This is a genomic window from Duganella sp. GW821-FHT07F09 (assembly GCF_059418705.1).
Window position 1 is genome coordinate 1028959 of sequence record NZ_JBWKQJ010000001.1, and the last position, 15878, is coordinate 1044836.

Consider the following 15878-nt stretch of genomic DNA (forward strand, 5'->3'; position numbering starts at 1 on the left):
AGAAATGAAACGATTGCATTTCATTTTTGTTTGGACTAGCATGGCCGCATTCGTTATCATTAGCCGCCATGAAAATTTCCGACCTACAAACCACCGCGACCACCGCGCCAGAGGAGCTGGACTGCCCCGACGAGGCCGTGGCCGATCCCACCTCGCCCTGCTTCGGCAAGGCCGCCGGCCGCCCGCGCGCGGCCGACAAGGAAGCGCGCCATCTCGCGCTGTTGCACACGGCGAAGCAGTTGTTCCTGGAAAAGGGTTATAGCAAGGTCAGTCTTGAAATGATCGCCCGCGAAGCCCATGTGGCGGTACGGACGATCTACGTCAAGTTCGGCGGCAAGGCCGGGCTGTTGAGCGCCATCATCAGCGAGGGCCGGGCGCACTTCTTTGCCGATATGGCCAGCATGGAAACGGACCCGCGTCCGCTGGAGGAGATTCTCGGCGACTTCTCGCTGCGCTTCCTGGAGTTGGTGTCGTTGCCGTCGTTCGTCAGCCTGCACCGCATGGTGGTGGCCGAGGCGCTCAGCACGCCGGAGCTGGCGGACACGTTCTATCAGGCCGGGCCGCGACAATCGCGTGAACAATTGAAGCGCCTGTTCGTGCGGCCGGAAATCCGTGCCCGGCTGCGGCCGGAGCTGGGTTTGGAAATGCTGGCGGTGCACCTGACCAACTGCCTGCTCGGCGACCACATGACGCGCCTGCTGTATCCGAACCAGGTGCCGCCGACCACGGATGAGTTGCGCCAGCGCGCGGCGGAGGGGCTCGATCTGTTCCTGCGCAGCGTGCTACGTTAGAAGCTGTGCAACTTTGCAGTTTGTTCTATACTTGATTTTTAAATTGGAGCGTACATGAGCAAATTGAATCGACTGGACTGGAGCAAACAAGTAACACTCATGAATGAGCGCATCAAGAGTTTCCAGGCCAATCCTGGGCAGGAGCAGCTGGACGCCGTGATCCAGGAATTGAAGGCCTACGCCGAAGCCGCGCGCACGGGCGGCATCGAAATCCCGACCCGCTTCACGGTCAATTAAGCCAAGACACGGGACGGCTGAAAAACGCGGAAACACGTAGGGCGGATTAGCACAGCGTAATCCGCCAGGTTCCGTCGACACCGGATGATCGATTACGCGGCGGCGGCAATCGCCTTCCGCGCCCAGACAAGCATCTGCTCCGAATCGTCCATCAAAAACTCCGGCGCCGTATAAAACTTGCGCACCAGGACAACTCCCTTTTTGGTCGAATAAGAAAACGGCTCCGCCCCGTGTTCCTCGAACTCGGCGCGGGTCGCATCACCGGCGCGCAGATACAGCGTGCTACCCATCACCCAAGCGAACTGCTTACCGCGCCAGCTAAACGCGCGCCCACCGAAAAACACTGCATCGGACACGCCTCCCAAAGGCGCGAACTGCTCGCGCATGTGGGCGACGAATTCGGCGCTCGCCGCCATTCCTTATTTGCGCGACATCGCCACCAGCGCGTCCAGCACCTGCAAGGTGGCCTGGTTTAGCTGCTGGCGCGGAATCTGACCTGGGTTGCTGCTATCGACCATGGTCGGATTGGTCAGATAACGGCCATTGACGATCAAGGTCGGGGTGCTGTTGACCTCATACGTGGCGGCCACGCGACCGGCGTTTTTCAAACGGGTGATGATCGCGAACGAGTTATACACGGCCAAAAACTTCTGCTTGTCGATACCGTTCTTGACGGCCCAATTGATGTTGTCATCGTCGCTCTTCAAACGCTGGCGCTCGACGTGCCAGGTGCTTAGCACTTTGGCGTGCATCGACTCTTCCAGCTTCATCGCCTCCAGGGTCAGGAACAGATGCGCCTCCGGATCGTTGGCGCCCGTCAGCGGCAGGTGGATGCGGCGGAACACGATGTTGTCGCCTTGCTTCTTGACCCACTCGTTCATGGCCGGTTCCAGCGCGTAGCACGCCGGGCAGTGGTACATGAAGAACTCAATGACCTCGACTTTTTTGCCTTCGGCCTGCACCGGCTGCGGCGCCTTCAGGGTGGTGTACTCGGCGCCGTTCTTCGGCGCGGTAGGAGAGGCAAAGGCGGCACCGGCCATCAGGGCGGCTGCGGCGAAAACGAATTTCAAGCGAAACATGGTTATCCTTTAAAAAAATCTGCAATGGGAATATACCAGCTTCCCGCGCCGCGCGGCGACCATGGCCGCCCAAAACCGCCCTCGGCTACAATTGCTAACAACTGATACCGATCGCGCCACCCGGAACCCCGATGAAAATGACACCGCTCGCCCTTGCCGCACTGACCTTGTCGCTGGCCGCTTCGGGCCCCGCCCATGCCGCCGCGCTCTCCCCCACCGAGCAAAAAATCATCGCCGCGGTCAAAGCCCACGCGCCCCAAGGCCTGCAACTGTTGGAGCGTTCGGTCAACATCAACAGCGGCACGATGAACCACGAAGGCGTGCGCGAGGTGGGCAAGCTGTTTCGCGAGCAGTTCGACCAACTGGGCTTTGCCACGCGCTGGATCGAGATGCCGCCGGCCGTGCGGCGTGCCGGCCACCTGGTCGCCACGCGCGAGGGCAAACGGGGCAAACGCCTGCTGCTGATCGGCCATCTCGACACGGTGTTCGAAAAAGACAGCCCGGTGCAGCTGTGGAAGCGCGAAGGAGACCGCGTGCGCGGCCAGGGCGTCAACGACATGAAGGGCGGCGACGTCGTCATCATCGAAGCGCTGCGGGCGCTGCACAAGGTCGGCGCGCTGGATGACACCACCATCACCGTCATGTTCACCGGCGACGAAGAGGACGCGGGCGAGCCGATCGACGTCTCGCGCGCGGATATGGTGGCCGCCGCCAAACGCAGCGACCTCGCGCTCGCCTTCGAGGGCACGGTGCGCGACAAGGACGGCAAGGACACCGGCACCATCGGCCGCCGCGCGTCGTCGTCGTGGGAGCTGGAAGTCAAGGGCAAGCAAGGCCACACCAGCGGCATCTTCAGCGAGAAAGCCGGCTACGGCGCGGTGTACGAGGCCGCGCGCATCCTCGACGGCTTCCGCCAGCAGGTGATCGAGCCGGATCTGACCTTCAGCCCGGGCTTGATATTGGGCGGCACCGATGTCGACGTCGATGCCATCGGCGACAAAGGCCAGGCCGCCGGCAAGACCAACGTTATCTCCCGCATCGCCACGGTCAAGGGCGACCTGCGCTACCTGAGCTACGAGCAGCGCGACCGCGCGCGCGCCAAGATGCGCACCATCGTCGGCCAGAACCTGCCGGGCACCAGCGCCAGCATCGTCTTCCACGACGTCTATCCGCCGATGGCGCCGACCGCCGGCAACATCGCCATCCTCAAAACGTATTCGCAGGCCAGCGTCGACGCCGGCCTGGGCGAGATTCCCGCGCTGCCGCCGGGCCAGCGCGGCGCCGGCGACATCCAGTTCATCGCGCCGCTGATCGACAGCCTCGATGGACTGGGCGTGACCGGCAACGGCGCCCACTCGCCGGATGAGGATCTGGAGATCGCTTCGGTCGAACGCGCGACCATCCGCACCGCGATCCTGCTCTACCGGCTGACGCGATGACCTCTCATCTAAAACTCGTCTAAAACACGTAGGGCGGATTAGCGCAGCGTAATCCGCCAATGCATGCGTCTCGACGGCTCATAGATCGGCGGATTACGGCGTTACGCCTAATCCGCCCTACGTGACTCCTATGGATGCCCCGGCCGCGGTTCCAGCCCGGCGATATCCTTCATCAGCGCGATGAGGCGCTTCGCGCCAAGCCCCAGCGGCCGGTCGTTAAGCCACACCACATCCACCCACAACCGCAGCTGATTGCTCATGGTGGCGAAGTCGATGCCAATCAACGCCCCATCCTCCATCAACGGCGTCACCAGCCGCCTGGGCAGAAAAGCCCACCCCAGCCCCGCCTGCACCATGCCCAACATGGCCAGATGACTATCGGTGCGCCAAAGCTTGCGCGACACCAGCACCCGCATGTCCTCATCGTGCGCGTCGCGGCTGACGATCGCGATCTGACGGATGTCGACCAGATCCTCCAGCCGGAAATGCCCATTACGCTCGCGCGCCAACGGATGGCGCGGCGAGATCACCGCCACCAGCACCTCGCTGCCCAGCTCCTGGAAGCTCTCATGTTCATCGACCTGCGGACGCTCATAGAGCAACGCCAATTGCGCCGAGCTGTCGTGCAGCATGCGCCGCGCGTCGGCCTGCGGCGCCGACAGCACCTCCACTTCCAGCGACGGGAATTCATCGGCCAAGCGCGCCAACGGATCGCCCCACGCGGCCGACAGCAACTCCGGCGCGATGACCAGGGTCAGGCGCCGCTCCAGCCCCTGATGCAGCGACAGCGCGTGCGCCTGCAACCGCCGCAATTGCCCGGCCATCTGCCGCGCCTCCGCCTCCAGCGCGCGCGCCATCTCGGTCGGCCGCACATCGCGCGAAGTGCGCTCGAATAACTGCAGATCGAGTTCGGCCTCCAGATGCGCGATCGCCATGCTGACGGCGGACGGCACCCTTCCCAGCGCCCTAGCGGCGGCCGAAAATGACCCGTGATCGATCACGGCAAGGAAGATCAAAACGTTATCACTGGAAAAGGCCATACGCCATGCTGTCAGAAAAACTGATAGCTGTCGACTTTTTCAATCAGAAATACTCAAGTACCATGCAGGCAATAGTTTTAGAGGAAATATTATGCAAGGTTTGAAACGAAAAGTTGTCTATGTCTCACTGTTCGAGTTGTTCGCCGTGGCGCTCACCAGCAGCTTCCTGATGCTGCTGGCCGGGCATGACGCGACCCACTCCGGCGTCGCCGCCATCGCCTCATCCACCGTCGCGGTGGTGTGGAACTTCATCTACAACGGCCTGTTCGAAGCGTGGGAAGCGCGCCAGGCCACGCGCGGACGCAGCGTCGCGCGCCGGGTCGCACACGCCGTGGGTTTCGAAGGTGGCCTGGTGGTGATACTGGTGCCGTTGTTTGCCTGGTGGCTCAACATCACGCTGTGGGAGGCGCTGGTGCTGGACGTGGGCCTGGTGGTGTTCTTTATGATCTACACCTTCCTTTTCAGTCTGGCCTTCGACCGGGTGTTCGGCCTGCCCGCTTCGGCGCAAGCGCTGGGCTGACACTAGATACTGCCGACATTACTTTTTATTGTGATGCTGCAAGTATCGCGCCGCACTACGGGCTCATCATGAATAGATAGACGCAACAGGCTGCCAACTATCTATTCAGGAGAAAAAGTGGAAGAGCCAATCGACATACTTTTGCTAAGCCTTGCTAATTTGATCATCCTGATCATCCTCGTTGCCAAAACCGATGCGCAACTGAAGAAGATCAGAAGTATTGAATTATTCCTAGCCGAAATGTTCGTCAAGGCATCCGAAAAATCCAAGGAGCTAGGCGATATCTCGCCATCCTTACTTGAGCAAGTAAAAGCAGGCAATATCAATAAAGCTGGAGCTGGGTATTACAAAGTTCTACGACGTTTCCATACATGAAGCGCTCTTAGCAGTTCGAGACTTGAATTTCAAAATGCAGCCTTGTGCTGATGAGGAAGAGAACCTTCAAAAACGTCCCAGCCAGCACATTCAAGCTGACTATAAAAACAAAGGCGATTAGCGCCACCGCTGCCCCCGCCCCCCACTGCCCAAAGGTCGCCCCGGCTGGTATCGGAAGTTCCAGCGGCGAGCCTACAATCCCCGTCCTTGCAGCGTAGGCCTCGACCATGCGTTCGCCTATTCCCGCAGCACGAGGCTCCAAGAATTAGGGTTCCGGCGCAACATAAGATAAGAGCTAGGAGGAGAACTATCTGCCTAGCCACCCCGGTCCTTGTTGCAAATACAATATTGCTGCATCTACTCATCGAAAGCACTGAATCGCGATCGTGCGCGCTATATTTTCGCAACCAAGATACACCTCTAAATCTAGGACACACAATTAACGTTAATTATTTACACAATTGTGACTATTGGAGAGTATTTGAAAAAAATATATTGTCATAATTAGAGAGATGAAACAATGATTGGGAATAAGTAATTTACTCTTTAAACCTACTGGAACAAAAATGACAATGCCGTCTGCCGCCGTCGTATATGTTGGTAAGAAACACGTTAACCACAATCAGATAGTTAATGATCTAAGCATAAACAACATCACAAAAGAGATACAAATACAGTCCAACAAAACGTCGGACTGCGCCGAGAAAAAATTAATCGACGATTCATTAATTGGCATTAAATTAGTTATTATTTACATATATGAAGATACAAAAAACAATCCTTGTATTTGTTATCTCTTAGACGAAGCCGCCAAAAGAAAAATAAAAATTATTGGAATCTGGACAGAGGATGCAACGATATCACAGATAAGTAGTTGCATAGTAGATTTAGGCGATACCGTCACAAACTACCCTTGCAACCTTCAAGAAATAATTTTTTCCGATTCCACTCCTTGGGTAGACCCAAACGGTAGACCTTTTGAAAAAATCATTATTAAAAAACACATTTGCGGATAAAAATGCGAATTCATTCTTATGTAGTAGCACGGGACTTCGGATTTGCGCCAAATCCCTTTTATGATTATTGCACTTTAGCCACTTGCAAGCCAATAATTAGAAAATTTTCTGAGATTGGCGACATAATCGTCGGCACCAGGGCGGCGCCCCGACAATACGAACTGGTTTTCTTCATGGAAGTAAATGAAATACTTACTCTTCAAGAATATTGGGATGATACGAGATTTGAGAATAAACGACCAAATTTGTATTCTGGCAGAAAGCAGGCATTTGGCGATAATATCTACCATAAGGACATAGATCAAAAATGGATCCAAGAGGATTCCCATCATACCGACTATAGTGGCAACCAGATCAACGCCAATATTGAGACCGATACATCAGGAATAAATGTACTAATTTCGAATAATTTTTGCTATTGGGGGAAAAATAGTCCGTCGATTCCTCAGAACTTGTATTCACTAAAGAAAATAGGTCCAGGGCATAAGTCTGACTTTTCAGAAGTTTTTAAAGAATCTGTATTGACCTGGCTTAAAAGCCAGCCTAGAGGATTTCAGGGAAAACCGATAGATTGGAAATAGGTCCCGTAATGAATATTGATGAATATTGCGCGCGAATTAGACCACTCGACAAACTGAAAGATATCTCTTCGATAAAACTAGGACTATTTGGTGAAGTCGGCAGTATTTTGACTTCCGCAAAAAAACGAAGTCGCGAAGGTGAATCTTTTGACTATATTAGCAATATAACAGAAGAATTAGGCGATGCATTCTGGTATTTTTGTAGACTTCTTGACAGGCTCGGTATAAACTTCGGCGAAGTTATTCCAGACGAATATTGTGCGAGTCAGAGTTCTGGCCTTCTGGCGACTGACTTTCCTACAACACCTATTGCGCACGTGCCGGTCTTAAAGGAAGTCGATCTTGAGATGACGCTTCCCATGCTTGGCAACGCAACCGGAAAACTGCTCTACGCCGACATGAGCGACCTTACTGCTGCAAAAAATTTGTTTAAAGATTTTCTGCTTCATTTTTTTAACGTTTTGACGTCTACTCAAATCACTTTCTCCTCCATTCTCGTGGAGAATCTTAAAAAAAGTGAAGGGAGGTTTTTGTTACCTGTCTTTGATGAATTGCCTCGTTTTGACGATAAATTTGACATCGACGAACGCCTCCCGGATTATTTTGAGATAAAAATTATCGAGCGATCCAACGGAAAATCATACCTAAAATACAACGATGTTTTTATTGGGGACCCGTTGACAGACAATATTGCTACGCAAGATGGCTATCGATTTCATGATGTCTTTCACATGGCAAATGCGGCAATTTTACATTGGTCGCCGACCTTTAGGGCATTGCTTCGGCACAAAAGAAAAAGTGATCCAACCTTTGATGAAATTCAGGACGGAGGTCGTGCGATAGTGATTGAAGAAGGTTTAACCGCCTGGATATTTTCACACGCCAAAGAGGCTCGCTTTTTTGCAGACAGGGATCATGTTTCCTTTGACCTATTGAAACGAATTAAGCAATTTGTAAAAGGTTACGAAGTAGAATCTTGCCCCGTTTCCTTGTGGGAAAAATCGATAATCGATGGTTACAGGGTGTTCAGGCAATTGAATGAAAATAAATCGGGAATTGTCTTAGGCAACAGGAAAGATAGATCCATCGAGTATAGGAGGTAAAAATGAATTCACTGGATTTTGTGAATGCAGTGGCAGCGTTAAACATGAGGAATACGTTTAACCCTTATTCCGAGATTTGTAAGAAATTTGATGCAAAGAATGCAGATTCTCTACGCAAAAATGCACTGCACAAGTTAATGAAAAAAGCTGAAGCTAACGGAGTTGATTCTCTTTGGATAGGTAGAGATTTAGGGCACCGAGGTGGGAGACGTACGGGTTTAGCACTAACTGATGATGTAAATATTGAGCATCATGCGAGAAGATGGGGAGTTAGCATAACGCCAGCGACATTGGGTCCACCCATCGCGGAACGCACAGCGGCGGTAATTTGGAGCGTATTGAATAAAATATCGGAGGATATATTTTTATGGAATGTATTTCCGCTTCATCCATATGAACAAGACGATCCGTTCACAAATCGTTCTCATAACTCCGAAGAAAGACGGGTAGGAGAAGAAATTTTAGCTAAGCTAATTGAGGTAATTAGGCCACGTCGAATTATTGCAATAGGAAATGATGCAGCAACTTCTGCCAAAAAAGTAGGCCGAGAAATCGAGATAATAAAAATTCGTCATCCTAGTTATGGAGGCCAGAATATATTTCTTTCCCAGATACAATCTATCTACGGCGTTTCGCCAGCGGCTTGCCAAAAAGATCTCTTCCACCAAGACTTGGACTGATACCCAAATGAACGACTTAGGCTTTTGAACGTCTAGTCTAAGGGTTTTAACAGCTATTGTTTGAGTATCGAAACGTGGGAAGTCGCCGTCTTGCACTCATTAGCTAGACAGCCGCCTGCACCCAGAAGAATTGCAGCAATTCCCACGAATTTGACCGTCACTCTATTGTTATCTTCATACCATGCTAATGGTTAATGCAGCTAGGGCTCCTAAACCCGCTAGTAACATATAGGCGATTACTGCAAGAAGTGCACCTCCCTTACCGCCCAACGGCTCTCCGGTGGTGTGGTGCGTACGCGACGCCAAGAACCAAGCGCCAATGCCGGCCTGTATCACCAAACCGGCGACGACCAGCACCGCTATCGGCACGACGTTGCCGGAGAGACGGTTGAGCAGCGTGGCAGTGCCAAGCACCATCAATAAAATCAAACTAAAAATACAGGCATCGCGCCAGCTAAGGCGCGCGCGTTTGTACAGGAAAGCGGCCAGCTTGTTGATGCTCGTGTAGAGCGCGACCGACACCAGCAGCGGGACAATGGAAGGGAACGAAGACATGCGGAACCTGACGATAAAAAAAACCGGGAACGAGTCCCGGTTTTGTGATGATGCGATAACTTAGCGCTTGCGCGGCGGCGGCAGGTCGGTGCAGACGCCTTCGTACACTTCGGCGGCCATGCCGATCGACTCGCCCAGCGTCGGGTGCGGGTGGATCGTCTTGCCGATGTCGGTGCCGTCGCAGCCCATCTCGATCGCCAGGGCGATCTCGCCGATCATGTCTCCGGCGTGCGTGCCGACGATGGTGCCGCCGATGATGCGGTGCGTCTCAGCGTCGAACAGCAGCTTGGTGAAGCCTTCGGCGCGGCCGTTGGCCACGGCGCGGCCGCTGGCTGCCCAAGGGAAGTGGCCCTTCTCGACCTTGATGCCCTTGGCTTTCGCTTCGTCCTCGGTGATACCGGCCCATGCCACTTCCGGATCGGTGTAGGCCACCGATGGAATCACCTTTACGTCGAAGTGCGACTTCTGACCGGCTGCGGCTTCCGCCGCGACATGGCCTTCATGCACCGCCTTGTGCGCCAGCATAGGCTGGCCCACCAGGTCGCCGATGGCGAAGATGTTCGGCACGTTGGTGCGCATCTGGCTGTCGACCGGGATGAAACCACGATCGGTCACCACGACGCCAGCCTTGTCGGCGGCGATCTTCTTGCCGTTCGGGCTGCGGCCGACGGCGACCAGCACCAGATCGTAGACCTGCGGCGCTGGCGCGGTGGCGCCGGCTTCAGCGGCTTCGAACGTGACTTTGATCCCCTCCGGCAGCGCTTCAACGCCAACGGTCTTCGTCTTGGTCATGATGTTGTCGAAGCGCTTCTCGTTGAACTTCTGCCAAACCTTGACCGCATCGCGGTCGGCGCCCTGCATCAAGCCGTCCATCATTTCGACGACGTCGATGCGCGCGCCGAAGGTGGAGTACACGGTGGCCATTTCCAGGCCGATGATGCCGCCGCCGATAACCAGCATGCGTTTCGGGATCTGACGCAGTTCCAGCGCGCCCGTCGAATCGACGATGCGTGGATCTTCCGGCACGAACGGCAGCTTCACGACCGCCGAACCGGCGGCGATGATGGCCTGCTTGAACTGCACGACCTTTTTGCTGCCGTCGCCGGCGGTCACTTCGATGTGGTTAGCGCTCAGGAACTGGCCGACACCGGTGACGATTTGCGTCTTGCGGGCCTTGGCCATGCCGGCCAGACCGCCGGTCATGTTCTTGATGACGCCTTCCTTGTACTTGCGTACCTGGTCGATGTCGATGGTCGGCTTGGCGAAGGTGACGCCGGTGTTGGACATGTGCGCGGTTTCGTCGATCACCGATGCCACGTGCAGCAGCGCTTTCGACGGAATGCAACCGACGTTCAGGCACACGCCGCCCAGCGTTTCGTAACGCTCGACGATGACCGTGTTCAGGCCCAGATCGGCGGCGCGGAACGCGGCGGAGTAACCGCCAGGACCGCCACCCAGGACCATCATGTCGCAGTCGATGTCGACCTGGCCGGAATAGCTGCTACCGGCTGGCGCGGCGATCGGCGCGGCGGCTGCCGGAGCTGGCGCAGCGGCGGCAGGCGCGGGGGCCGCAGCGGCAGCAGGTGCTGCAGCGGCAGGCGCAGGAGCGGCCGCACCAGCGGCCTCCTCGACCACCAGCAGCAACACGCCTTCCTTGACCTTGTCGCCAACCTTGACTTTGACCTCCTTCACCACACCTGCGTGCGACGAAGGGACTTCCATGCTCGCCTTGTCCGATTCGACGGTCACCAGCGACTGATCGACCTTGATCGTGTCGCCAACCTTGACCATCACCTCGATCACTTCAACTTCTGCGAAGTCGCCGATGTTCGGCACTTTCACTTCTGTGGTCATAGTCGCTCCTTACAGCAGAATTTTGCGCATGTCGCCGAGCACTTCGCTCAGGTACACGGAGAAGCGAGCACCCATCGCGCCGTCGACCACGCGGTGGTCGTAGGACAGCGAGGTACCCATCATCAGGCGAGGCTGGAAGGCCTTGCCGTCCCACACCGGCTTGATCGACGCCTTGGACAAACCAAGGATCGCCACTTCCGGCGCGTTGACGATAGGCGTGAAGTGCGTGCCGCCGATGCCGCCCAGCGACGAGATGGTGAAGCTGGCGCCCTGCATGTCGGTCGGTTTCAGCTTGCCTTCGCGCGCTTGCAGCGACAGGTCGGTCATTTCCTTGGCGATCTGCGAGACCGATTTTTGGTCCGCGTTCTTGATCACCGGGACCACCAGGCCGTTCGGCGTATCGGCCGCGAAGCCGATGTTGTAGTACTGCTTGAGGATCAGGTTCTCGCCCTTCTCGTCGAGCGAGGCGTTAAACGACGGGAATTTCTTCAGCGCGGCGACCGATGCCTTGATGACGAAGGCCAGCATGGTCAACTTGGCCGCGTCCTTGTTCTTGGCGTTGGCGTTGTTGGTCTCGACGCGGAACGCTTCCAGATCGGTGATGTCGGCATCGTCGAACTGCGTGACGTGCGGGATCTGTACCCAGTTGCGGTGCAGGTTCGGGCCACTGATCTTCTTGATGCGCGACAGCGGCAGCAGTTCGGTCGGACCGAATTTGCTAAAGTCCAGCGACGGCCATGGCAGCACGCTGAAGTTGCCGCCACCACCAACACCGGAACCACCGCTGGCGGCGCCCGAAGGAGCTGCCACGGTACCGGCGATCACGCCCTTGACGTAGTTCTGTACGTCGATCTGGGTGATGCGGCCTTTAGGACCGGAGCCCGGCACCTTGAGCAGGTCGACACCCAGTTCGCGGGCGAACTTGCGGATCGACGGCGATGCGTGTGCCAGCTTGCCGGTTTGGACCGAGCCTTGCGAAGCTGCCGGAGCGGCGGCAGCGGGAGCGGCCGAAGGCGCTGGAGCTGCGGCGGCTGGCGCGGCGGCGGCCGCAGGTGCGGAAGCCGCAGCGGCAGGAGCGGCAGCGCCGCCGGTGGCTTCCACCACCAGCACGATCGAACCCATGGCGACCTTGTCGCCGACCTTGATCTTCACTTCCTTCACCACACCAGCGTGCGACGAAGGGATTTCCATACTGGCCTTGTCCGATTCGACGGTCAGCAGCGACTGATCGACCTTGATCGTGTCGCCGACTTTGACCATCACTTCGATGACTTCCACTTCCTTGAAGTCGCCGATGTCCGGCACTTTGACTTCGACCGGGCCGGCCGAAGCGGCTGGCGCGGCGGCCGGTGCGGGAGCCGGGGCAGCAACGGCGGCTGGCGCCGGCGCAGGAGCGGCAGCAGCCGGCGCGGCGGCCGCCGGAGCGGCTGCGGCTCCCTCGGCTTCCAACAGCAACAGCAGCGAACCCTCGGCGACCTTGTCGCCGACCTTGACCTTGATTTCCTTGACCACGCCGGCGGCGGACGAAGGAATCTCCATGCTGGCCTTATCCGATTCAACGGTGATCAGCGACTGATCGACCTTGATCGTATCGCCGACCTTGATCATCAACTCAATGATTTCAACTTCCTTGAAATCGCCGATATCCGGGACTTTAACTTCCACAATGCTCATAGCGTTTGCTCCGTATTCTATTTATTGGGTCACCGGATTTGGCTTGTTCGGATTCAGGCCGTACTTGACGACCGCTTCCTCAACCACCTTGACGTCGATCTTGCCTTCTTCGGCCAGCGATTTCAGCGCGGCGACCGTGATGTAGTAACGGTTCACCTCGAAGAACTCGCGCAGCGCGGCGCGGGTGTCCGAACGGCCGAAACCATCGGTGCCCAGCACGCGATAGGTGCGGTCTTTAGGAATGAAGGCGCGGATCTGTTCAGCAAAGGCGCGCATGTAGTCGGTCGTCGCAACGATAGGACCGGAGGTATCCTTCAGCAGCTGGGTCACGTAAGGAACACGGGCTTCCTTGGTCGGGTTGACCAGGTTCCAGCGCTCGGCGTCCTGGCCGTCGCGGGCCACCAGGGTCAGCGAAGGAGCGGACCACACGTCGGCGGCGATGTTCCAGTCGTTCTTCAGCAGTTCGGCGGCGAAGATCGATTCGCGCAGGATGGTGCCGGAGCCGATCAGCTGCACGCGCTGCTTGGCTTTCTCGTCGCCCTTCTGCAGCAGGTACATGCCCTTCAGGATGCCCTCTTCCTGGCCCGGCTTGATGCCTGGGTGCGGGTAGTTCTCGTTCATGATGGTGATGTAGTAGAACACGTCTTCCTGTTCTTCCACCATGCGGCGCATACCATCCTGGATGATCACGGCGACTTCGTGGCCGAAGGTCGGATCGTACGGCATGCAGTTCGGTACCGCTGCCGCGAACAGGTGGCTATGGCCGTCTTCGTGCTGCAGGCCTTCGCCGTTCAACGTCGTACGGCCGGCGGTACCGCCCATCAGGAAGCCGCGCGAACGCATGTCGGCCGCTGCCCACACCAGATCGCCGATACGCTGCATACCGAACATCGAGTAGTAGGTGTAGAACGGGATCATCACGCGGTTGTTGGTCGAGTACGACGTCGCCGCGGCGATCCACGAGCTCATACCACCGGCTTCGTTGATACCCTCTTGCAGGATCTGGCCGGCCTTGTCTTCGCGGTAGTACATGACCTGGTCTTTGTCGACCGGCTCGTACAACTGGCCTTGCTGGTTGAAGATACCCACTTGACGGAACAGGCCTTCCATACCGAAGGTGCGCGACTCGTCGACCAGGATCGGGACGATGCGCGAACCGACGCTAGGGTCTTTCAGCAGCGTGGTCAGGATACGCACGAAGGTCTGGGTGCTCGATACTTCACGGCCTTCGGCTGTCGCGTCCAGCACGTTCTGGAAGGCGCTCAGTGGCGGCACGGTCAGTTTTTCATCGGCTTGCTGGCGGCGTGCCGGCAGGTAGCCACCCAGCGCGGCGCGGCGCTCGTGCAGGTACTTGATTTCCGGCGCGTCGTCGGCAGGCTTGTAGAACGGGATGTCGGCCAGCTTGTCGTCCGGGATCGGAATCGAGTAGCGGTCGCGCATTTCGCGCACGGCTTCGTCGGTCAGCTTCTTGGTGTTGTGCGCGGTGTTGCGCGCTTCGCCGTGCTTGCCCATGCCGAAGCCCTTGATGGTTTTCACCAGCAGGACGGTCGGCTGACCTTTGTGCTCTTGCGCGACCTTGAAGGCGGCGTAGATCTTGTGCGGATCGTGGCCGCCACGGGTCAGGCGCCAGATGTCGTCGTCGGTCATGTTGGCGACCATCTCCAGCAGCTTCGGATGCTTGCCGAAGAAGTTCTTGCGCACGTAGGCGCCGTCCTTGGCCTTGTAGTTCTGGTATTCGCCGTCCAGCGTTTCCATCATCACCTTGCGCAGAATGCCGTCCTTGTCTTGCTTGAGCAGCGCGTCCCAACCCGGGCCCCAGATGACTTTGACGACGTTCCAGCCGGCGCCGCGGAAGTCCGCTTCCAGCTCTTGGATGATCTTGCCGTTGCCGCGCACCGGGCCGTCCAGGCGCTGCAGGTTGCAGTTGACGACGATGACCAGGTTGTCCAGCTTCTCGCGCGCGGCCATGCCGATCGCGCCCAGCGATTCCGGCTCGTCCATCTCGCCGTCGCCGCAGAAGGCCCAGACCTTGCGGTCGGTGGTGTCGGCGATCGAGCGCGCGTGCAGGTACTTCAGGAAGCGCGCCTGGTAGATCGCCATCAATGGGCCCAGGCCCATCGACACGGTCGGGAACTGCCAGAAGTCCGGCATCAGTTTAGGGTGCGGATACGACGACAGACCCTTGCCGTCGACTTCGCGACGGTAATGGGTCAGTTGTTCCTCGGTCAGGCGGCCTTCCAGGAACGCGCGGGCGTAGACGCCTGGCGACGAGTGGCCCTGGATGTACAGCAGGTCGCCGCCGTGGCTTTCGCTCGGCGCTTTCCAGAAGTGGTTGAAGCCGATGCCCAGCATGTTGGCCAGCGAGGCGAACGAGGACAGGTGGCCACCGAGGTCGCCGTCGACGCGGTTGGCCTTGACGACCATCGCCATGGCGTTCCAGCGCATCCACGAGCGCAGCTTCTCTTCGTATTCCAGGTTGCCCGGGCAGTGCACTTCCATGCTGGTCGGGATGGTGTTGACGTAGGCGGTATTGGCCGAGAACGGGATGTCCGAGCCGCTTTGGCGGGCCAGGTCGATCAGGCGTTCCATCAGGTAATGAGCACGTTCAGGCCCCTCTTGTTCCAGCACCGCGGCCAGAGCATCCAACCATTCTTTGGTTTCTTGCGAATCAGGGTCGGTGTTTGCCGTTACCTGGTCAAGTTGAGCTGACATGTATTAAGTCTCCTGAGTTGAGTGCCCGTTTTATACCGTTCTGGGCCGTTGGAACGCTGTCTTTAATGAATTATTTACTATTACTTCAATGACGTGTGCAGATTCTAACAGTGATTTTTTGCTTTTTCAAACTATGATACGACATTTCGTATTGTGAAATTTCCCTATGAAAATCTTGTGCGACGCAGCATAGCAAAACGGCCGGAAACACGGCGCGGCGCG

At 57.0% G+C, this 15878-nt stretch carries 17 protein-coding genes; 9 read left to right on the forward strand and 8 right to left on the reverse strand.

Annotated elements, in window-relative coordinates; genetic code table 11:
- Positions 1-68: 68 nt before the first annotated feature.
- The gene (locus AC07P1_RS04705) at positions 69-791 is read left to right on the forward strand and encodes a TetR/AcrR family transcriptional regulator (protein ID WP_494694714.1); all 723 of its coding nucleotides are present in this window, start codon (positions 69-71) and stop codon (positions 789-791) included.
- A 54-nt stretch (positions 792-845) separates the two neighbouring features.
- Entirely contained in the window at positions 846-1028 is a 183-nt protein-coding gene (locus tag AC07P1_RS04710) for a hypothetical protein (protein ID WP_494694715.1), read from the forward strand.
- 92 nt (positions 1029-1120) lie between these two features.
- On the opposite strand, the gene AC07P1_RS04715 is transcribed toward AC07P1_RS04710, so the two are convergent.
- Together AC07P1_RS04715 and AC07P1_RS04720 are read right to left on the reverse strand one after the other, a co-directional pair.
- Entirely contained in the window at positions 1121-1444 is a 324-nt protein-coding gene (locus AC07P1_RS04715) for a TfoX/Sxy family protein (RefSeq protein ID WP_494694716.1), read from the reverse strand.
- Between the two features lie 3 nt (positions 1445-1447).
- Positions 1448-2107, reverse strand: coding sequence for a thiol:disulfide interchange protein DsbA/DsbL (locus AC07P1_RS04720; RefSeq protein WP_494694717.1), 660 nt, complete (start codon positions 2105-2107; stop codon positions 1448-1450).
- Positions 2108-2238: 131 nt separating this feature from the next.
- Between AC07P1_RS04720 and AC07P1_RS04725 the strand changes: the two genes are divergently transcribed.
- On the forward strand, positions 2239-3546 hold the full coding sequence (locus AC07P1_RS04725; protein ID WP_494694718.1) for a M20/M25/M40 family metallo-hydrolase: 1308 nt from the start codon (positions 2239-2241) through the stop codon (positions 3544-3546).
- A 128-nt stretch (positions 3547-3674) separates the two neighbouring features.
- Here AC07P1_RS04725 and AC07P1_RS04730 read toward each other — a convergent pair whose 3' ends face one another.
- Positions 3675-4586, reverse strand: coding sequence for a LysR family transcriptional regulator (locus AC07P1_RS04730; RefSeq protein ID WP_494694719.1), 912 nt, complete (start codon positions 4584-4586; stop codon positions 3675-3677).
- 91 nt (positions 4587-4677) lie between these two features.
- On the opposite strand from AC07P1_RS04730, the gene AC07P1_RS04735 reads away from it, so the two are divergent.
- Complete coding sequence (locus tag AC07P1_RS04735; RefSeq protein ID WP_494694720.1) at positions 4678-5106, forward strand: PACE efflux transporter; 429 nt, start codon at positions 4678-4680, stop codon at positions 5104-5106.
- A 117-nt stretch (positions 5107-5223) separates the two neighbouring features.
- Positions 5224-5481, forward strand: coding sequence for a hypothetical protein (locus tag AC07P1_RS04740; RefSeq protein WP_494694721.1), 258 nt, complete (start codon positions 5224-5226; stop codon positions 5479-5481).
- A gap of 7 nt (positions 5482-5488) precedes the next feature.
- Here AC07P1_RS04740 and AC07P1_RS04745 read toward each other — a convergent pair whose 3' ends face one another.
- Positions 5489-5710, reverse strand: coding sequence for a hypothetical protein (locus tag AC07P1_RS04745; RefSeq protein ID WP_494694722.1), 222 nt, complete (start codon positions 5708-5710; stop codon positions 5489-5491).
- Positions 5711-6047: 337 nt separating this feature from the next.
- Here AC07P1_RS04745 and AC07P1_RS04750 point away from each other — a divergent pair, with 337 nt between their 5' ends.
- From AC07P1_RS04750 to AC07P1_RS04765, 4 genes are read left to right on the forward strand one after another with little or no spacing between them, the layout of a single operon-like run.
- Entirely contained in the window at positions 6048-6497 is a 450-nt protein-coding gene (locus AC07P1_RS04750; RefSeq protein WP_494694723.1) for a hypothetical protein, read from the forward strand.
- A gap of 2 nt (positions 6498-6499) precedes the next feature.
- The gene (locus AC07P1_RS04755; protein WP_494694724.1) at positions 6500-7078 is read left to right on the forward strand and encodes an Nmad2 family putative nucleotide modification protein; all 579 of its coding nucleotides are present in this window, start codon (positions 6500-6502) and stop codon (positions 7076-7078) included.
- A gap of 8 nt (positions 7079-7086) precedes the next feature.
- Complete coding sequence (locus AC07P1_RS04760) at positions 7087-8181, forward strand: pyrophosphatase (RefSeq protein ID WP_494694725.1); 1095 nt, start codon at positions 7087-7089, stop codon at positions 8179-8181.
- Between the two features lie 2 nt (positions 8182-8183).
- Positions 8184-8861, forward strand: coding sequence for a uracil-DNA glycosylase (locus AC07P1_RS04765; RefSeq protein ID WP_494694726.1), 678 nt, complete (start codon positions 8184-8186; stop codon positions 8859-8861).
- Positions 8862-9035: 174 nt separating this feature from the next.
- Here AC07P1_RS04765 and AC07P1_RS04770 read toward each other — a convergent pair whose 3' ends face one another.
- The 4 genes from AC07P1_RS04770 to aceE are packed head-to-tail and all read right to left on the reverse strand — an operon-like array spanning position 9036 to position 15656.
- Entirely contained in the window at positions 9036-9416 is a 381-nt protein-coding gene (locus tag AC07P1_RS04770) for a hypothetical protein (RefSeq protein WP_494694727.1), read from the reverse strand.
- Between the two features lie 60 nt (positions 9417-9476).
- Positions 9477-11270, reverse strand: coding sequence for a dihydrolipoyl dehydrogenase (lpdA, locus tag AC07P1_RS04775; RefSeq protein WP_494694728.1), 1794 nt, complete (start codon positions 11268-11270; stop codon positions 9477-9479).
- 9 nt (positions 11271-11279) lie between these two features.
- Complete coding sequence (aceF, locus tag AC07P1_RS04780; RefSeq protein ID WP_494694729.1) at positions 11280-12944, reverse strand: dihydrolipoyllysine-residue acetyltransferase; 1665 nt, start codon at positions 12942-12944, stop codon at positions 11280-11282.
- Between the two features lie 21 nt (positions 12945-12965).
- A complete protein-coding gene (aceE, locus tag AC07P1_RS04785; protein ID WP_494694730.1) occupies positions 12966-15656 on the reverse strand; it encodes a pyruvate dehydrogenase (acetyl-transferring), homodimeric type in 2691 nt (896 codons plus the stop codon).
- Positions 15657-15878: the final 222 nt, after the last annotated feature.

Coding starts and splice junctions, on each gene's coding strand:
- AC07P1_RS04705 (WP_494694714.1), top strand. CDS start 69: ATGAAAATTTCCGACCTACAAACCACCGCGACCACCGCGCCAGAGGAG.
- AC07P1_RS04710 (WP_494694715.1), top strand. CDS start 846: ATGAGCAAATTGAATCGACTGGACTGGAGCAAACAAGTAACACTCATG.
- AC07P1_RS04715 (WP_494694716.1), bottom strand. CDS start 1,444: ATGGCGGCGAGCGCCGAATTCGTCGCCCACATGCGCGAGCAGTTCGCG.
- AC07P1_RS04720 (WP_494694717.1), bottom strand. CDS start 2,107: ATGTTTCGCTTGAAATTCGTTTTCGCCGCAGCCGCCCTGATGGCCGGT.
- AC07P1_RS04725 (WP_494694718.1), top strand. CDS start 2,239: ATGAAAATGACACCGCTCGCCCTTGCCGCACTGACCTTGTCGCTGGCC.
- AC07P1_RS04730 (WP_494694719.1), bottom strand. CDS start 4,586: ATGGCCTTTTCCAGTGATAACGTTTTGATCTTCCTTGCCGTGATCGAT.
- AC07P1_RS04735 (WP_494694720.1), top strand. CDS start 4,678: ATGCAAGGTTTGAAACGAAAAGTTGTCTATGTCTCACTGTTCGAGTTG.
- AC07P1_RS04745 (WP_494694722.1), bottom strand. CDS start 5,710: ATGGTCGAGGCCTACGCTGCAAGGACGGGGATTGTAGGCTCGCCGCTG.
- AC07P1_RS04750 (WP_494694723.1), top strand. CDS start 6,048: ATGACAATGCCGTCTGCCGCCGTCGTATATGTTGGTAAGAAACACGTT.
- AC07P1_RS04755 (WP_494694724.1), top strand. CDS start 6,500: ATGCGAATTCATTCTTATGTAGTAGCACGGGACTTCGGATTTGCGCCA.
- AC07P1_RS04760 (WP_494694725.1), top strand. CDS start 7,087: ATGAATATTGATGAATATTGCGCGCGAATTAGACCACTCGACAAACTG.
- AC07P1_RS04765 (WP_494694726.1), top strand. CDS start 8,184: ATGAATTCACTGGATTTTGTGAATGCAGTGGCAGCGTTAAACATGAGG.
- AC07P1_RS04770 (WP_494694727.1), bottom strand. CDS start 9,416: ATGTCTTCGTTCCCTTCCATTGTCCCGCTGCTGGTGTCGGTCGCGCTC.
- lpdA (WP_494694728.1), bottom strand. CDS start 11,270: ATGACCACAGAAGTGAAAGTGCCGAACATCGGCGACTTCGCAGAAGTT.
- aceF (WP_494694729.1), bottom strand. CDS start 12,944: ATGAGCATTGTGGAAGTTAAAGTCCCGGATATCGGCGATTTCAAGGAA.
- aceE (WP_494694730.1), bottom strand. CDS start 15,656: ATGTCAGCTCAACTTGACCAGGTAACGGCAAACACCGACCCTGATTCG.